Source organism: Planctellipticum variicoloris (genome assembly GCF_030622045.1).
Taxonomy (GTDB): Bacteria; Planctomycetota; Planctomycetia; order Planctomycetales; family Planctomycetaceae; genus Planctellipticum; species Planctellipticum variicoloris.
On sequence record NZ_CP130886.1, the window covers coordinates 677,937 to 692,966 of the forward strand.

General features: G+C 64.3%; 10 protein-coding genes. 7 read left to right on the forward strand and 3 right to left on the reverse strand.

The window, feature by feature from the left end; translation table 11 throughout:
• Nucleotides 1-419 precede the first annotated feature (419 nt).
• The 7 genes from csrA to SH412_RS02695 all read left to right on the forward strand — a co-directional run bounded on the left by csrA (nt 420) and on the right by SH412_RS02695 (nt 11,429).
• Nucleotides 420-635, forward strand: coding sequence for a carbon storage regulator CsrA (csrA, locus tag SH412_RS02665; RefSeq protein WP_336521963.1), 216 nt, complete (start codon nt 420-422; stop codon nt 633-635).
• A gap of 520 nt (nt 636-1,155) precedes the next feature.
• Nucleotides 1,156-4,419: a flagellin N-terminal helical domain-containing protein gene (locus SH412_RS02670; protein WP_336521964.1), complete on the forward strand. Its 3,264-nt coding sequence runs from the start codon at nt 1,156-1,158 to the stop codon at nt 4,417-4,419.
• Nucleotides 4,420-4,602: 183 nt separating this feature from the next.
• Entirely contained in the window at nt 4,603-5,949 is a 1,347-nt protein-coding gene (locus SH412_RS02675; RefSeq protein WP_336521965.1) for a hemolysin family protein, read from the forward strand.
• 153 nt (nt 5,950-6,102) lie between these two features.
• Nucleotides 6,103-6,357, forward strand: coding sequence for a hypothetical protein (locus tag SH412_RS02680; protein ID WP_336518717.1), 255 nt, complete (start codon nt 6,103-6,105; stop codon nt 6,355-6,357).
• A gap of 88 nt (nt 6,358-6,445) precedes the next feature.
• Nucleotides 6,446-7,696 carry a hypothetical protein gene (locus tag SH412_RS02685; protein ID WP_336518718.1) on the forward strand — a complete coding sequence of 417 codons (1,251 nt, stop codon included), beginning with the start codon at nt 6,446-6,448 and terminating at the stop codon, nt 7,694-7,696.
• A 1,374-nt stretch (nt 7,697-9,070) separates the two neighbouring features.
• Nucleotides 9,071-9,787, forward strand: coding sequence for a 3-keto-disaccharide hydrolase (locus SH412_RS02690; RefSeq protein WP_336521966.1), 717 nt, complete (start codon nt 9,071-9,073; stop codon nt 9,785-9,787).
• A 331-nt stretch (nt 9,788-10,118) separates the two neighbouring features.
• Nucleotides 10,119-11,429, forward strand: coding sequence for a glycoside hydrolase family 15 protein (locus tag SH412_RS02695; protein WP_336521967.1), 1,311 nt, complete (start codon nt 10,119-10,121; stop codon nt 11,427-11,429).
• 128 nt (nt 11,430-11,557) lie between these two features.
• On the opposite strand, the gene SH412_RS02700 is transcribed toward SH412_RS02695, so the two are convergent.
• From SH412_RS02700 to SH412_RS02710, 3 genes are all read right to left on the reverse strand, one after another.
• Nucleotides 11,558-11,980 (reverse strand): secondary thiamine-phosphate synthase enzyme YjbQ, encoded by a 423-nt coding sequence (locus SH412_RS02700; RefSeq protein ID WP_336521968.1) that lies wholly within the window; start codon nt 11,978-11,980, stop codon nt 11,558-11,560.
• 154 nt (nt 11,981-12,134) lie between these two features.
• A complete protein-coding gene (locus SH412_RS02705) occupies nt 12,135-12,971 on the reverse strand; it encodes a class I SAM-dependent methyltransferase (protein WP_336521969.1) in 837 nt (278 codons plus the stop codon).
• Between the two features lie 188 nt (nt 12,972-13,159).
• A complete protein-coding gene (locus SH412_RS02710; protein WP_336521970.1) occupies nt 13,160-14,629 on the reverse strand; it encodes an SDR family oxidoreductase in 1,470 nt (489 codons plus the stop codon).
• Between the last annotated feature and the right edge of the window lie 401 nt (nt 14,630-15,030).

The following is a 15,030-nucleotide window of genomic DNA, read 5'->3' on the forward strand; positions in this document are numbered from 1 at the left end:
GCACAGGCGCTACGGTCGTTTGAGGCCGCAGACTCCGTGCATCGGGATCGCCAGGCAACCTCCGCAGGACCCTCCGGCTTTGCGCGACAATTCGAGTCTCACGCGCAAAACCGCGTTGCAAGACTGCAACTTATGATTCCGCGTGACGATTCATAGGGTGTTCGATGCATCGTCCGTACGACCCGCAGGTCCTGACGACGGAAACCCTTCGGTGAACCCACCCGGAGTTTCGCAGACACGTCAGCAGGGCTGAAATCGCGGCTTCCCCCCGGAAGTCTCGGCTGCATGCGGGTCGCCGGACTGTGCAATCGCATCAGTTCCGCACAGTTCTGATTCCCGACTCGAAATCCCGTATCCCCGAAAATCCCCTGCCGCGGACGGAAGCCTGCGGCGGTTTACCAATGGAAGGAGACCAAGCGATGCTCGTTCTATCCCGTCAGCGCGACGAGAGCATCTTCATCGGAGACAACATCAAAATTACCGTGGTGGACATCCGCGGCGATAAGGTGCGACTCGGCATTGAAGCGCCGACCGAAATCCCTGTCCACCGGCAGGAAGTCTATGAAGCGATTCAACGCGAAAACTCTCGCGACCGCGATGCCGCGACGCTCAAGACCGAAGCGGCCGCCCAGTAGAGTTTGCCAGGCGCCTTGGCCGACGCCTCTCGCGCCGGCTCCCGCCGACCTTGGAGAAATGCTCCCCGCGTCCCCGTCGCCGGGACGACCTAAGTCCGCACCACAGACCGGGTCCGGTTGCCGCGTCATGTCCCTGCAAGCCCGCAAGGGCGGGGCATGCGCAATAACCGGACCCAGTTCTTTTTTTCCACCGTTGCATTCCGGCAACGCCGCGAGAGTCCTTGATCTATGGTCGATGTGTAGATGACGAGTCGATCCCGGGATCGAGACGCGCCGGATTGCGAACGCGGACGCCGCCGGCTTGCCCAGCTCCCGATTCCACTCGACCAATCAGCACACAGCCGACGGGCCTGTCGACAGGTCCCAAGCTCCGCGGCCAGAGCGCGGTTTCAATACGGAGTCTCTGGTTTGCGGAGGAAGCGATATCGGCGCGGACGGGATCAGAGCCAGCCGTGATTGTCCCCCACGGAATCCCGACCGGCCTCACGCGACATGCGGATCATCAGAAAGGTGATGCGGAATGACGAGAATCAACACGAATATTCAGGCCCTGCGCGGCCTGAATAACCTGACCAAGTCCGACAATCTGCTCAGCACGTCGCTGACGCGCCTGTCGACCGGTCTGCAGATCAACAACGGCAAGGACAATCCGTCCGGCCTGATCGCCAGCGAAAACCTCCGCTTGCAGATCACCACCATCGACCAGTCGATCAAGAACAGCAACCGGGCCAACAACGTGATTTCGACCGCCGACTCGGCGCTCGGCGAAATCGGCGGACTGCTCAATCAGATCCGCGGACTGGTCCAGGAAGGCTTGAACACCGGCGCCCTGTCGCAGGACGAAATCAAGGCCAACCAGTCGCAGATCGACGCCGCCCTGCAGGCCATCAACCGCATCTCCGGCAACACCACGTTCGCCGGCGACAAGCTGATCGACGGCAGCAAGGGCTTCAAGTTCGATTCCACGGCCGTCGACGCCGCCAAGTTCAGCGACGTCCAGATCAACGAGGCCGTGTTCGGGGCGAACCCCACGATCGCCGTGAATTCCACCGTGACCGCCGCCGCCGAGAAGGCCGAACTTCGCTACGCGGGCGGGACGCTGGGTTCGGCGACGACGATCGAAGTGTCGGGGGCGAAGGGGAGCCAGGTGCTGTTCCTCGGCGCCAGCAGCACGACGGCCAATATCCGCGACGCCGTCAACAACGTCAGCGACGTCACCGGCGTCACCGCGTCCATCGTCAACACGGCCCCCGGCTCGCTGACGGTCAACAACGCCACGGCCGCCACCGCCGCCGTCGACAATTCGACCCCCGGCACGCTGCAGGCGGTGACCGCGGGCACGATCAACGTCAACAGCGCGGCGCAGCCGGCCTTCGCTCAAGTCGTCGGCGATAACGCCAATGCCCTGCTGACGTTCTCGGACGCTCGCGCGGCGGGCAGCAGCGGCAGCGTCAAGGTCTCGCTCGTTGTCAGCGGTAATAACACTGCGGCGACGACTATTTCCGACGTGACGCTCGACGCGAACGGCGACTACACCGTCACCGTGGATCTGAAGAGCGATGCGAACGGCGACTCGACTTCGACGTCGCAGAATATCATCGACGCCATAACGGCCCACGCAGGGGCTGCGGCGCTTGTCAGCGCCGCAGTGACAACGGCGCCCGGCGGCACGCCGGCCAGCGTTGCCGCAGACACGATTGCCGCGGCCGCCCCGCTGACCCTGGCGAACGCCCAGGATACGGCGAATAACGATCTCGTATTCACCGATGCCCGGTCTCCCAGCGCGTGGGGGACGTATGACATTTCGACGGAGCTGATCAACTCGGGCGCCAGCCAGGCGCTGTCGGTCGCCGTGAATACCGACGTCTTCGGCAATAAGACGGTCAGCGTCAACCTGGCGACGGACGCCAACGGCAACGTCACCTCGACGGCCAAGGATATCGCGGACTTCATCAATACCGACCTGAGCGTCGGAGCGGTCGCTGCTCGAGCCGAGATCTCCGGAGCCTATTCCGGAACCGGTCTGGCCCGCGTGCAGGCGGCTTCGGCCCAGGCGCTGTCCGACGTCACCAACGCCCAACTGACATTCACCGACGGTCGTGCGACCGGGGCGAACGCCGTCTTCACCAACAACCTCAGCGTCGTCTTCGCCAATGGCGGCAACGACCAGGCGTTGACGCTGGGCTTCGTCGCCAACGGCGACGGCGGAACCCTGACCGTCAACCTGGCGACCGACGCGAACGGCAACGTGACGTCCACGGCGGCGCAGATCAAGGCGGCGATCGAAGCCAGCAGCGATCCGAACATCGCCGACAACTTCCTGACGCAGTACTCCGGCGACGGCACGGGGGTCGTCAGTGCGGCGAGCAGCCAGGACTTGTCGGCCGGCGTCAACGGCGCGAACAACGATCTCGTCTTCACGGACGCCCGGGCCACCGACTCGGTGGGCGAGTTCGCGACGACCACTTCGGTGCAGTTCGTCAATGGCGGCGCCAACCAGGCGTTGAGCATCGGGGTGACTGCCGACGCGAACGGCAACAAGACCGTCACGTTCAACGTCGCCACCGACGCCAACGGGACGATCACCTCCACGACGGCCGACATCGCGGCCTTCCTGGCCAACGACAACAGCGCCGCGGCGGTCGAGGCCCGCACGCTGGTGACCGTCGAGGCGTCCGGCGACGGCACCGGACTCGTGCAGGCCAAGTCGCCGATCGCCCTGACCGGCGGCGACGACGGCGCCAACAACGACGTGACCTTCACGGACGTCCGGACCGGTTCGCCGACGAACGACGTCAAGGTGGCGTTCGTAAACGGCGGCAACAGCCAGACGCTGAGCATTACGAACTCTGTGGATGTGAACGGCGACAATGTCGTGACGTTCAACCTGGCGACCGACGCGAACGGCAACGTCACTTCGACCGCCGCCGATATCGCGGACTTCCTGAACAACAATTCGGGCGCCGAAGCGGTTGCTGCCCGATTGCTGATCAGCGGCGAAGCCAGCGGCGACGGGACCGGCCTGGTCGCCGCCCGCGCGGCCGATGCCCTGACGCAGTCGACCGGGGACGACATCGTCGTCTTGAAAAGCACGACGTACGGCACGGCGGCGTATGTAGAACTCAACGTCCTCAATGGTTCGTTCGAGACGACGCTGGACGACGACGTGACCGTGGCGAAACGGGACATCGGTGCGGATATCAGCGTGCGGATCAACGGTCAGGACGCTCAGGGCGAAGGCCTGAACGCCTCGATCAAGACCGCTTCGCTCGACGTGACGCTGAGCTTCAAGGAAAGCAGCAACGTGGTCGACGAGACGGCCGACCTCAGCATCACCGGTGGCGGCGCCCTGTTCCAGATCGGTCAGGAAGTGTCTGCGGCCGGCCAGGTCGGCGTGGGGATCGACGCGATCAACACGGCCCGTCTCGGCGGCGTCGCCGGCAAGCTGTACGAACTTGGGACCGGCGGCGGGAAGAGCCTGCTCGACGTCGGCCCCAACGTCCAGGGGGCGGAACTGGTCGACATTGTCGATCAGGCTCTGAACCGGGTCTCGACCCTTCGCGGCCGTCTGGGGGCCATCCAGAAGAACGTGATCGACACGAACGTTTCGACCCTGGGTGTGGCGCTGGAGAACATTTCCGCCGCCCGCAGCCAGATCGTCGATACCGACTTCGCGACCGAAACCGCCAATATGCAGAAGGCCCAGGTGCTCAAGCAGGCCGGCATTTCGGTGCTCGCGATCGCCAACCAGGTGCCCCAGCAGGTGCTCGCGCTCCTGCGATAGTCCCCGATCGGGTGACACCCGTCTGATTTCGAATGGCAGGCGTCGCGAGAATCTTTCTCGCGACGCCTGCTGCCTTTGACGGATTGCGGACATGTGCAGGGAGATTCATCGGGTTCGCGCTGGCCATCGCGCGCCGAGGCGGCCATAATCCGTCGTGCTCATGTTCTCTCTTCGGAGTCCACAGTGAACGGTTCCGCCATCTGGGAACTGCTGATCATCCTGCTGCTGATTCTGCTGAACGGCTTTTTTGCGTCAGCGGAAATTGCGATTCTCACAGCCCGGCGCGGGCGGCTCAAGAAACGGGCCGACGCGGGGGATTCCGGCAGTCGACTGGCGCTGGCGCTCGCCGCCGACGCCGATCGCTTTCTTCCCACCGTGCAAGTCGGCATCACCCTCGTCAGCACATTCGCCGCGGCCTTCGGCGGCGCCCGCCTCGAAGGGGGGCTGGCGAGCTGGTTCGAGACGTTTCCGATCGCGTGGCTGCAGGAGAACAGCCACGGCGTCGCGCTGACCGGCGTGGCGATCGGAATTGCGTTCTTTTCGCTGATCCTGGGGGAGCTGGTTCCCAAACGGATTGCGCTGCAGAACGCGGAGTTTCTGGCGCGGATCGTCGCCTGGCCGATGGCGCTGCTGCAGCGAGTGTCGCGGCCCGCGATCTGGGTGCTGCAGGTGGTGACGCGGCTGGTGCTGCGGCTGCTGGGACAGGGGACGGTCCGCGAGAACAAGGTCTCGATTGAAGACATTCAGCATCTGATGGACGCCGGGTCGCTCGCCGGCGAACTTGAAGAGACCGAACACCGGGTCGCATCCGAAGCGCTGCGGCTGGGGGACCGGACGGTCGCCGAGATTCTGAAGCCGCGGGTCGAGATCGACGCGATCGACGTGGATACGCCCCCCGCCGAGGTGGTCGGGGCGATGGCGATGTCGGGATTTTCGCGAGTCCCCGTGTGCGAAGGGGACATCGATCACATCATCGGCTTCATCTATATCAAAGACGTGTTCCTGCAGCAGTATCTGGGACATCCGATCAACATCCACAAGCTGGTCCGGCCGCCGCTGTTCGTGCCGAAGACGGTTTCGATCAGCCGGCTGCTGGAGCTGTTTCAGGAACAGCGGACGCAGCTCGCGATCGTGCTGGACGAGTATGGCGGCACGCAGGGGATGGTGACGCTCGAAGACGTGCTGGAGATGCTGGTCGGGAATATTCACGACGAACACCGGCAGGACCACGAGCAACTGGTCGTCACGCGCGAGGACGGGAGTCTGCTCGTCGACGGGCTGACTCCGCTGCACGTGATGCAGGCTGCGCTGGAGATTGTCCGCTGGTCGGAACCTCCGCCACGGGGGGTCGGGACCGTTTCGGGCCTGATGCTGGGACTGTTGAAGCGGCCTCCGAAGGTGGGAGACATTGTCGAGTGGAGCCTGCTCAGGCTGGAGATCGTGGACATGGATGGTCCGCGAATCGACCGTGTGCTGGTGATGCGGCAGTCGGGCGGCGGCGAGGGCGAGGGGGCTGGGGGCGGACAGTGAGCGGCTGCGTGACTGGTTCCCAAGCTCCGCCTGGAATCCGCGGATGAGAGGCTCCGCCTGGGCTGCGCGAAATCCGTCGTTTTCAGGGGCAATTGGCCTCGGCGAATCGTCGCGTTTTTGTTCCACTGGGCTTTTTGTTCAAGGAGGAACGTCATGACCTGCGAAACCAGCGAAACAGCCGTCGCCCGGTATTCGTCGCCGGCGGGCAAGTTGGTGCGGTTCTTCGAGCGGAGTCGCAATCGGTGGAAGGCGAAGTCCGGCCAGTGGAAGCGAACCTGCAAGCTCCTGCAGAACCAGACCCGCGCCGTCGAGAAGAGCCGCGCGATGTGGCGCACGCGGGCCGCCGCGGCCGAACGCCGCGCGGCGGACCTGGAACGTGAGATCGCCGCCTTAAAATCCGGGCGCTGACCGGGTCGCCGACGCAGCCCCTGGCCCCCTCCCGGACGCCGTCCGACCGGCCCATCATGCGTATTCGGCAGCGGCCATCGGCCTGACGTTGCAGTTCTGTCTGGCCGGAGCGGTCAGCTTTCGCGGCTGCCGGGCGGTGGTCGAACTGCTGCGGGACAGCCTGCCCCAGTTCCGGGGGGCTCCTGCGGCCAATACTGCGGAAGCGTGGCTGCTGCGGCTGGGACTGCACGAGTTGCGGCGGCCCAAGGAATTCGCCGCCGACTGGGTGTTCCTCGTCGACCACACGCTGCAACTGGGGTCGCGGAAGTGTCTGGTCATCGCGGGGCTGCGATTGTCGGCGTGGAAAGCGCTGACGGCGCCGCTGACGCACCAGGATCTGACGCTGCTGGCGCTGCAGCCGGTCGAAAAATCCAGCGGCGAGATCGTCCAGCGGCAGCTCGCGGCTGCGGCCGGGCTGGTCGGCGTGCCGGCCGCCATCCTCAGCGACGAGGGTTCGGATCTTCTCGGCGGCGCTCAGCGTTTCCGCGAACAGCACCCGACGACGCAGGTGCTGCACGACATCGCCCACAAGACGGCGATCGTGCTCAAGCACGAACTGCTCGCCGATCCGCGGTGGATCGCGTTCGTCAAACACTGCGGGCAGACGCAGCCACGGGTGAAGCAGACGGAACTCGGACACCTTGCTCCCCCCACGCAGAAAGTCAAAGGGCGTTACTTGAACTTGGGGCCGCTGATCGGCTGGGGCGCCCGCATGCTGCGGCTGATCGACACGCCCGCGGCCGAACGTCCCGCGGGTCTCGACCTGACGCGGCTCGAGGAGAAGTTCGGCTGGATCCGCGACTTCCGGGAGGCGCTCGTGGACTGGAACGACTTGCAGGCGGTCAAGGACCACATGCTGGAGTTCCTGCGCGTGGCGGGCTACCACGCCGCCGCCGGCGAGACGCTGCGCCGGCAACTGGAGACGGTGGCCCGAACGCCTGCCGGTGAGCGTGCGGCGGCGCGGCTGGTGGAGTTCGTGAGCGAGCAGTCGAGCGGCGTGCTCCCCGGACAGAGTCTGCCGGCCAGCAGCGAAGTGCTGGAATCGCTGATCGGCAAGGGCAAGCGTTTGCAGGGCCAGCACAGCCGCGGCGGCTTTACGAAACTGATTCTGGGGATGGCCGCGTCGGTCGTGCGGATCAGCGAGGAAAAGATCTGCGAAGCCCTGAACGCCGTGCGGCATCGCGACCTGCTCGCGTGGATCGACGACCACTTAGGCAAGTCGCTGACAGCCCAGCGCCGCCAGGCCCTCCCCGTCCTTCCAGGAACAAAAGCCGGATCAACCGGGACCGCCAACAATTGACGATTTCGCGCAGCCCAGGCTCCGCCTAGCGGGGATTTGATATGTAACGATTGATCGAGGGCAGCCCCATTTGCCAATCGATGGCTGCCGGGATCGCGGAGCGGCAGGGGGGCGAGCCGAGGGTTGTCGTGTGAACCGCTTGCATTTTTGCCGGGCAGATTGGCCGCAGTCGGCAAACCTGTGTCATGTCGTGTCCGCCGATCTATCTTTCGCTAGATCACTGGCTACGAATGTGAGGCGCGTCGTCCTTTCTCCGTGGATGGCACTCCGACCACTTCCGAAGACCCTCACCTTGTCCCCTCTCCCACTGAAGACAGCGGGAGAGGGGACAAGGCGAAAAGACAGGCTGTTTCAGAATCGATGCCGGTGATTTCGCGTTGGCGAGATCACTCAGAAAGTCAGCATCTTCTTTCAGATCGTCGATTCCAGGACGCGCCAGTTCGAGTCGTCATCCCCGATCCCGGCGGAGGAGGGGACGGCCGAGGGGTGCAGCGGGCGATTCTGTGAGCGAGGTGGTGGAGACGTGGATGGGGCGGCAGTGAGGTTGCAGGGCAGGCTCCTGCGTACCGGAATGGGAGTGGATGCCACATTTCGGCAGGCGGGAGCCTGCCCTGCCGCGGCGGACGAGGACGTCCACCGTACGTACCGCGATCGGCTCCGGCGGGGGGAGTGTTTTACGCTTCCCCCGCCGGAGTCCGTCTGGCGGTGATGTTGCGCCGGTGGAGGTCCCGGCAGCTCAAACACGTTGATCAGGTTCGCCGGTCTTGCGGCCGGGTGAACGGGAAAAGCTCGACGTCGAGGCTGTGCGCACACGGGGTGCGCCCCTCGGACTTTCCTTTCGGAAAGCCCGTCGCTGGGCCCTGATCAGGCCCGGTTGAAGGGGTCGTTCCGGACGCCTGCGGAGGTCCGCAGACACGAGTGCACTTCCTTGACCCCTTCATAAATAGGGGGTTTGTTGCGCGGAAAGTTGTAAAGGCAGGAGTGGCTAGTGGTTAGTGGCTGGTGGCTAGTGAAGAGAAGATGGAAGAGGTGGGGAGTGAAGAGTTGTGCGTGATGAGTGAGAAGAATGAGATGAAGAGGACGCGGAGCGTCTGAAGAGTGCGTTCCCAGGCGGAGCCTGGGAACGAGATCACGAGGGGGGCTGCGGGGTTCGCGGTGTCCGTCCGGGGCGAGATTTGTCAGGGTTGAATTTGGGATCGTCGTCTCCGTCACCCAGGAGCACTTCGCGGGCGTGCCGCCAGTGGCCCAGTGGCCCGAGATTGCGCGGGCGCTCGTGATCGGGATTGCCGGGCGGTAGAATGCGGCCTGCGTTCTCACTTCGCCTGCCGGTTTTTCGTTGAACCGTTCCATTCGCTCTCCGGGGAGACTGTCGCGATGCTGCTGCGTACCTGGTCCGGAATCTGCCTGGCTCTGCTGCTCGTCGTCGCACCCTGCCGGGCGGACGATCCTTCGCCGCGCGCATTTCTCGACGGGACGGGGCCGGGCTGGCGGTCGCTGGGCGAGGCCGACTTCGTCAATGTGAACTGCGACGACGACACGTGGAGCTGGAAAGATGGCGTGGCGCACTGCAGCGGTCAGCCGGTGGGGGTGATCCGCTCGCAGAAGCCGGTGACGAACCTCGAAATTTCGGTGCAGTGGCGGCACTTGAAGTCGGGGGGGAACTCGGGGGTGTTTCTGTGGGCGTCGGAAGAGTCGCTGACCGATTTGCCGAAAGGCCGGCTGCCGCAGGGGATCGAAGTGCAGGTGCTCGATCATGGCTACACGGAGAAGTACGAGAAGCAGACGGGCAAGAAGGCCGACTGGTTCACGACGCACGGGGACGTGTTCCCGACGGGCAAAGCGACGATGACTCCCTTCCCGCCCGTGGCTCCGGACGGCAAACGCAGCTTTCCGACGAAGCAGCTCAGCAAGGGGGTCGGCGAGTGGAATCACTACTACATCCGCGCGATCAACGGTGAAGTCCGGCTGTGGGTGAATGGGGAAGAGGTTTCGGGGGGGACCGAGTGCAATCCGCGCTCCGGGTATCTGTGCCTGGAGTCGGAGGGGTCGCCGGTGGAGTTTCGGGCGCTGAAGGTTCGCGAGCTGCCGTAGTGCAAATGCTCTCGTTCCCAGGCTCTGCCTGGGAACGCTCTCTTTCGAGGCCCTGGCTCGTCTGCTGCGGTGAATGAGCGATGAAGATGAAGAGGACGCGGAGCGTCCAAAGAGGCATTCCCAGGCGGAGCCTGGGAACGAGGCAGACGATACGAAAACGCTGGTGCCCAGTCTCCGGTTGGGAACGCGAACTGGCTCGTCTGCTGCTGTGAATGGGCGATGAAGATGAAGAGGACGCGGAGCGTCCAAAGAGGCATTCCCAGGCGGAGCCTGGGAACGAGGTTGATGAGGTTGTCGGATGGCCGGCGCAGCCGGCTCTACGGGAGGGCACATGGACGCGTTTCCGCGCGGGCCGCTGGCGCGAGAGCTGCAGGACGAGTATTCGGCGGACGACATTCGTCGGATTCGAATGCGGCTCGAAGCGGAAGGGACGTTTCGTTTTCCGACGCTTCCGACCGGGCTGTTCTCGGCGTCGGCTTCGGAGGCGGCCGAGTTTTCGGTGACCGGCTACCAGCACGTGTGGGTTCGCGATGCGGTGCAGATCGCTCATGCCCACTTTGTGATCGGCGAGGTCGACGTCGCTGTCGGGGCGATGCGGAATCTGGCCGGATTTCTGCTGACGCAGCAACCGCGAATCCGCGGCATCATCGCCGGGGAGATCGATCACGGCGAACCGATGCAGCGCCCGCACATCCGCTTCGACGGCGTGCGACTGGCGGAAGTCGACGAGAAATGGGCGCACGCCCAGAACGACGCGCTGGGGTATTTTTTGTGGATGTTTTCCCGGCTGGTGGTGGCGGGACGGTTGCTGCCGACCGCGGCGGAGTGGAGTCTGCTGGCCGATTTTCCGCAGTACTTTCGGGCCATCCGCTACTGGGAAGACGAGGACAGCGGGCACTGGGAAGAGGTCCGCAAGGTGTCGGCGTCGAGCATCGGCGTGGTCGTCGCCGGCCTGGTGGAATATGCCCGGCTGCTGCAGCATCCGGTGGCGGGGCCGGCGCTGCAGCAGACGGGATCCTCACTCGACGGGAACGAGCTGGCGGAACTGCTGGAAGCGGGCGGGAACGCGCTGGACCGCATTCTTCCGGCGGAGTGCGTGCAGGACGATCCGGCGAAGCACCGGCGCTATGACGCCGCCCTGCTCTTTCTGATTTATCCACTCAAGCTGCTGGACGGTCCGATGGCGGAGGCGATCGTCGAGGATGTGACGACGCATCTGCTGGGAGAGTACGGCATCCGGCGGTATCTCGGCGATTCGTACTGGTGCGCGGATTACAAGCAGTTGCTGTCGGCGGACGCGCGGACGGCGGATTTCAGCGACAATCTTGGCGAACGCGATCGCCTGCTGCAGCCGGGAGGCGAGGCGCAGTGGTGCATTTTCGATCCGATCGTCTCGGTGATTTACGGACTGCGGTATATGAAGCACCGCGATCCGGCGGATCGGAGGCTGCAGACGGTGTATCTCAACCGTTCGCTGCGTCAGTTGACGGACATCGACAGCCGGTTCGGGGGGTATCGCTGTCCGGAGTCGTACTACTGCGAGAAGGGCGCGTACGTGCCGAACGACATTACGCCGCTGCTGTGGACGCAGGCGAATTTGCGGCTGGCGCTGCATTGGGCGGAGCTGGCGGCGGGGGCGTGAGGCTGAAGCTCTGTACGATGGACGTCCTCGTCCGTCGACTCTTCAATAACCGCCACATCGCCTCTCACCGACGGACGAGGACGTCCGTCGTACGGAATCGACTGACTTCGAATCGCCCTACGAGCGCGTCATTCCTCTCCCTGCAGCGTCAGGACCAGTTGGCGGGGGCCGCCGTGGTTGCGGTGTTCGCAGAGGTAGATGCCTTGCCAGGCGCCGAGGACAAGTCGTCCGTCCTTGACGGGGATCAGGACCGAGGGGCCCATGAGCGAAGACTTCACGTGAGCCGGCATGTCGTCGGGGCCTTCCAGCGTATGGACGTAGGGGAGGTTTTCCGGCGCCAGGTGGTTGAGAGCGGTTTCCATGTCGATGCGCACGTCGGGGTCGGCGTTTTCGTTGATGGTCAGCGAGGCCGACGTGTGCAGAATGAAGACGTGGAGCAGGCCGATGCGGATCTGGGAAAGTTCCGGGATGCCGGCCAGGACCTGCGACGTGACGAGATGGCAGCCTCGGCGGACGGCCGGGAGGGTGATCTGATGCTGGCGCCAGGCCATGTGTTTTCTCCGATTGAGCCAAGCCTGCGAATCGAGATGGTCTCGACTGACTGCTGTTGCGATTCGCAGGCAACGATTGAAATGATGCGGGCCGGCGCGAGTGAGCGGGAGCGAGATTTCGGACTTTGGTGGAACCGGCGCGTCGCCGTGCGCATTACATTGCTGCCGGCTTGACGGCCTGGATGCAGGCTGCGGGGATGGTCAGCGACAGCTCTCCGGCTGTTGCGGCCAGCGCGTTCAGTCGATGTTCCAGTGCTGTAAATGTCGCCTCGACCGCTTCTTGCGGAGCGATGGATTTCCAGGCGGGGATGAAGGCCAGGCGAATGAAGTTATGGCGGAGCAGCGCGGAACCGTCGACGAATCGTTCCCGAAACGAGCTGGTGACGACGTTGACGACTTTGAAGCCTGCTCGATCCAGCCGTTTCGTGACTGAATCGACCGTGGCGCGGTGGCTGATATGGGCGTCGAGCGCGGCGAGCTGACTGGAGAGGCCGAGTTCCAGAAGTACGCTGCGGTAGGCGTCGTAGAATTCGCTCATGTGGCCGACGAGGTTGGTCGTCAGGAACAGACTGGCTGCCGGTTTCGCGAGACGAAAGCAGGTCTGCAGCGTCGCCTCGGGGTGATCGAAGTTATTGATCCCGAGATTCGAGACGATGAGGTCGACTGAGGCGTCCGGCAGATCGATCTCGGCTGCGCTCTGCACGAGCGTCCGAACATTTTGGATGCCCAGGTGGTTCAGCTTGCGTGTCAGCCGCTGCATGGCGGCTGCCCAGGGGTCGACGGCGATCACCAGTGCGTCGGGGCCGCAGCGCTGCGCCAGTTCGATCGTCATGAAGCCGGTGCCGGCGCCGACGTCGAGAATCGTGATGGCGGGCCGCAATGCGACATGTTCGAGCAGCATCAGGCCGAACGGGGCGGACCACAGGGGAAGTTCGTCGTAGAGATCGCCGAACTCGGGCGTCTGATAGTCGATGGGTTCGAGGTACTTCATCGCGTCAGTCCGCGCTGCGGGTTCTGGGCGAAAGTTCTGATCAGAGCTGCGCGGCGTGCTTTCTCAACAGCGAAATCGACCGGGACGGTCAGAAGTTGAGACCCTTCGGCGTTGCCGCCGAAGGGTTCATTCTTCAAATACTTCGCGACTGGAGAATCCGAATTTGAAAACGGCTTGCGACTGACGGTTCAGTTGACTGGCAGGCCGACGAGTTGCTCCATGACATCGACGCATTCGTCGGTCTCGGCGTCGTCGCCGAGGAGTTCGAGCTGGCCGCCGCCGATTAACTGGGAGAGGCTGGTCTGGCCCTGGAACAGCGTGATCAGATCGCGGCTTTCGATGCGGCAGGTTGCTGCGGCTTCGTCGTGGATGCCGACTTCGGCCCCGACGATCTGTCCGTCGCGGACGATGAGCTGCCACTGTCCGCCGCCGGGGCCGTAGACGTCGAGGGCCAACTGGCGTTTGCCGCCTGCGCGGGCGGTGAGGCGGCTGCCGGCTTCGGTCCAGGGCTGCAGGTAGGTCTGGACGTCGTGCTCGATATCGACGGGCTTTTTGCTGGGGGTGGGGAAGCCGGCGGCGATGACGATCTGGGAGAGGCGGAGGAGCATGTCGTAATTGACGTGCGGGCAAGGCATGTGGGGAGCGGCGGCTTCGGTGTTGGTCCGATCGAACTCGGGGTCCATGCGCCAGTAGGAGTCGTAGACGCGAATGTGGTCGTAGAACACGGCTTCGGCGTCGGAGAGGTTTTCCGGTCGAGCGGCGCCGACGAAGTGGGCGCCGAAGAAGCGGTTCGAGTCTTCGAGGACGTCGCGGATGGTGCGGGTCGTGACGGGATGCTTGGGCGTCAGGTGGTAGGTTTTGCCGTGGAGTTCGGGGTTCTGCAGGACGTGCAGCATGAAGTCGGCGACCCAGTCGACGGGGACGAGGTGTTTCGTTTCCTGTCCGGTGAGGGCCAGGCGGGCGGTCTGGCCCATGACGTAGCCCGACTCGTTGATCGGCTGGGATTTGACGATGGTGTGGACGAGCTGGAGGGCGGCGTAGAAGCCGTGATAGGTCGTCGTCACGCCGGTCTTGGAATCGCCGATGATGATGGCGGGGCGGAAGACGGTCGGCGTGTCGATGAAGTCGGCCTCGCGGACCATCTGTTCGGCGGCGAGTTTGGATTCTTCGTAGTCGTTGGAGAATTTCTGGCCGACGTCCTGTTCGGTTTCGAGGACTCGGCCGGTGCGGAGTCCGGCGACGTAGGCGGTCGAGACGTGATGGAACTTGCGGATGCGGGTGCCGCGGCAGAACTCGAGGACGTTGCGGGTTCCTTCGATGTTCGAGCGGAACGGTTCGCCTTCGCGGCTGGTGGCGTGGAAGGTCAGGCTGGCGGCGTTGTGGATGACGGCGGTGCAGTATTCGGCGGCCCAGCGCAGGCTGACGGCGTCCAGCCCGAGATCGGGCTGGCTGATGTCGCCTTCGAGCACGACGGGACGTGGCAGGGGTTGGCCGAGGACGTCTTCCCATTCGGCGAGGAGGAGTTCGACGCGTTGGCGCGCCGTCTGGCGTCGGCCCGGGCGGACGAGGACTGCGACCGGCACGCCGGCGAGCAGGAGGTTCCGCATCAGGTAATTGCCCAGGAGTCCTGTGGCGCCTGTCAGCAGGTGGTAGCTCATAAATCTCCGACTTCAAACTGTGGAGGCCGAGCGCCGGACCAGAAGATCCCGGATTCAGCGGATCGGAACCCTACAACTGTAATTCCGGTGGGGACCGAATTTCAATCGACTGCTGGGCGGGGCGGGGTCAGTCTGGCGGGAACGCGTGGCAGGTTTTGGCTAGGCAGACGACAATTCCCAATCGGCAGGACATCGACGATCCATGCAGGTGTTTCTCCCGCTACAGAGGGTGCGACCGCTGTTGGCGGAGGGCGCGAGCAGGCTCCGGCGGAAAAGCTCAAGGCGGGCCATGGCTGCGCCTTGCCGCGGGGAATTGCGGGGAATCCCCGGCAGGGTTGGGTCGGCGGCGAAGGGGGCTCTGGAAACGAAGACGGGGAGCGGTCCGGAATCGGACGCTCCCC

Excerpts from the sequence above, each read along its gene's own strand:
- csrA (WP_336521963.1), top strand. The coding sequence starts at position 420 with ATGCTCGTTCTATCCCGTCAGCGCGACGAGAGCATCTTCATCGGAGAC.
- SH412_RS02670 (WP_336521964.1), top strand. The coding sequence starts at position 1,156 with ATGACGAGAATCAACACGAATATTCAGGCCCTGCGCGGCCTGAATAAC.
- SH412_RS02680 (WP_336518717.1), top strand. The coding sequence starts at position 6,103 with ATGACCTGCGAAACCAGCGAAACAGCCGTCGCCCGGTATTCGTCGCCG.
- SH412_RS02690 (WP_336521966.1), top strand. The coding sequence starts at position 9,071 with ATGCTGCTGCGTACCTGGTCCGGAATCTGCCTGGCTCTGCTGCTCGTC.
- SH412_RS02695 (WP_336521967.1), top strand. The coding sequence starts at position 10,119 with ATGGACGCGTTTCCGCGCGGGCCGCTGGCGCGAGAGCTGCAGGACGAG.
- SH412_RS02700 (WP_336521968.1), bottom strand. The coding sequence starts at position 11,980 with ATGGCCTGGCGCCAGCATCAGATCACCCTCCCGGCCGTCCGCCGAGGC.
- SH412_RS02705 (WP_336521969.1), bottom strand. The coding sequence starts at position 12,971 with ATGAAGTACCTCGAACCCATCGACTATCAGACGCCCGAGTTCGGCGAT.
- SH412_RS02710 (WP_336521970.1), bottom strand. The coding sequence starts at position 14,629 with ATGAGCTACCACCTGCTGACAGGCGCCACAGGACTCCTGGGCAATTAC.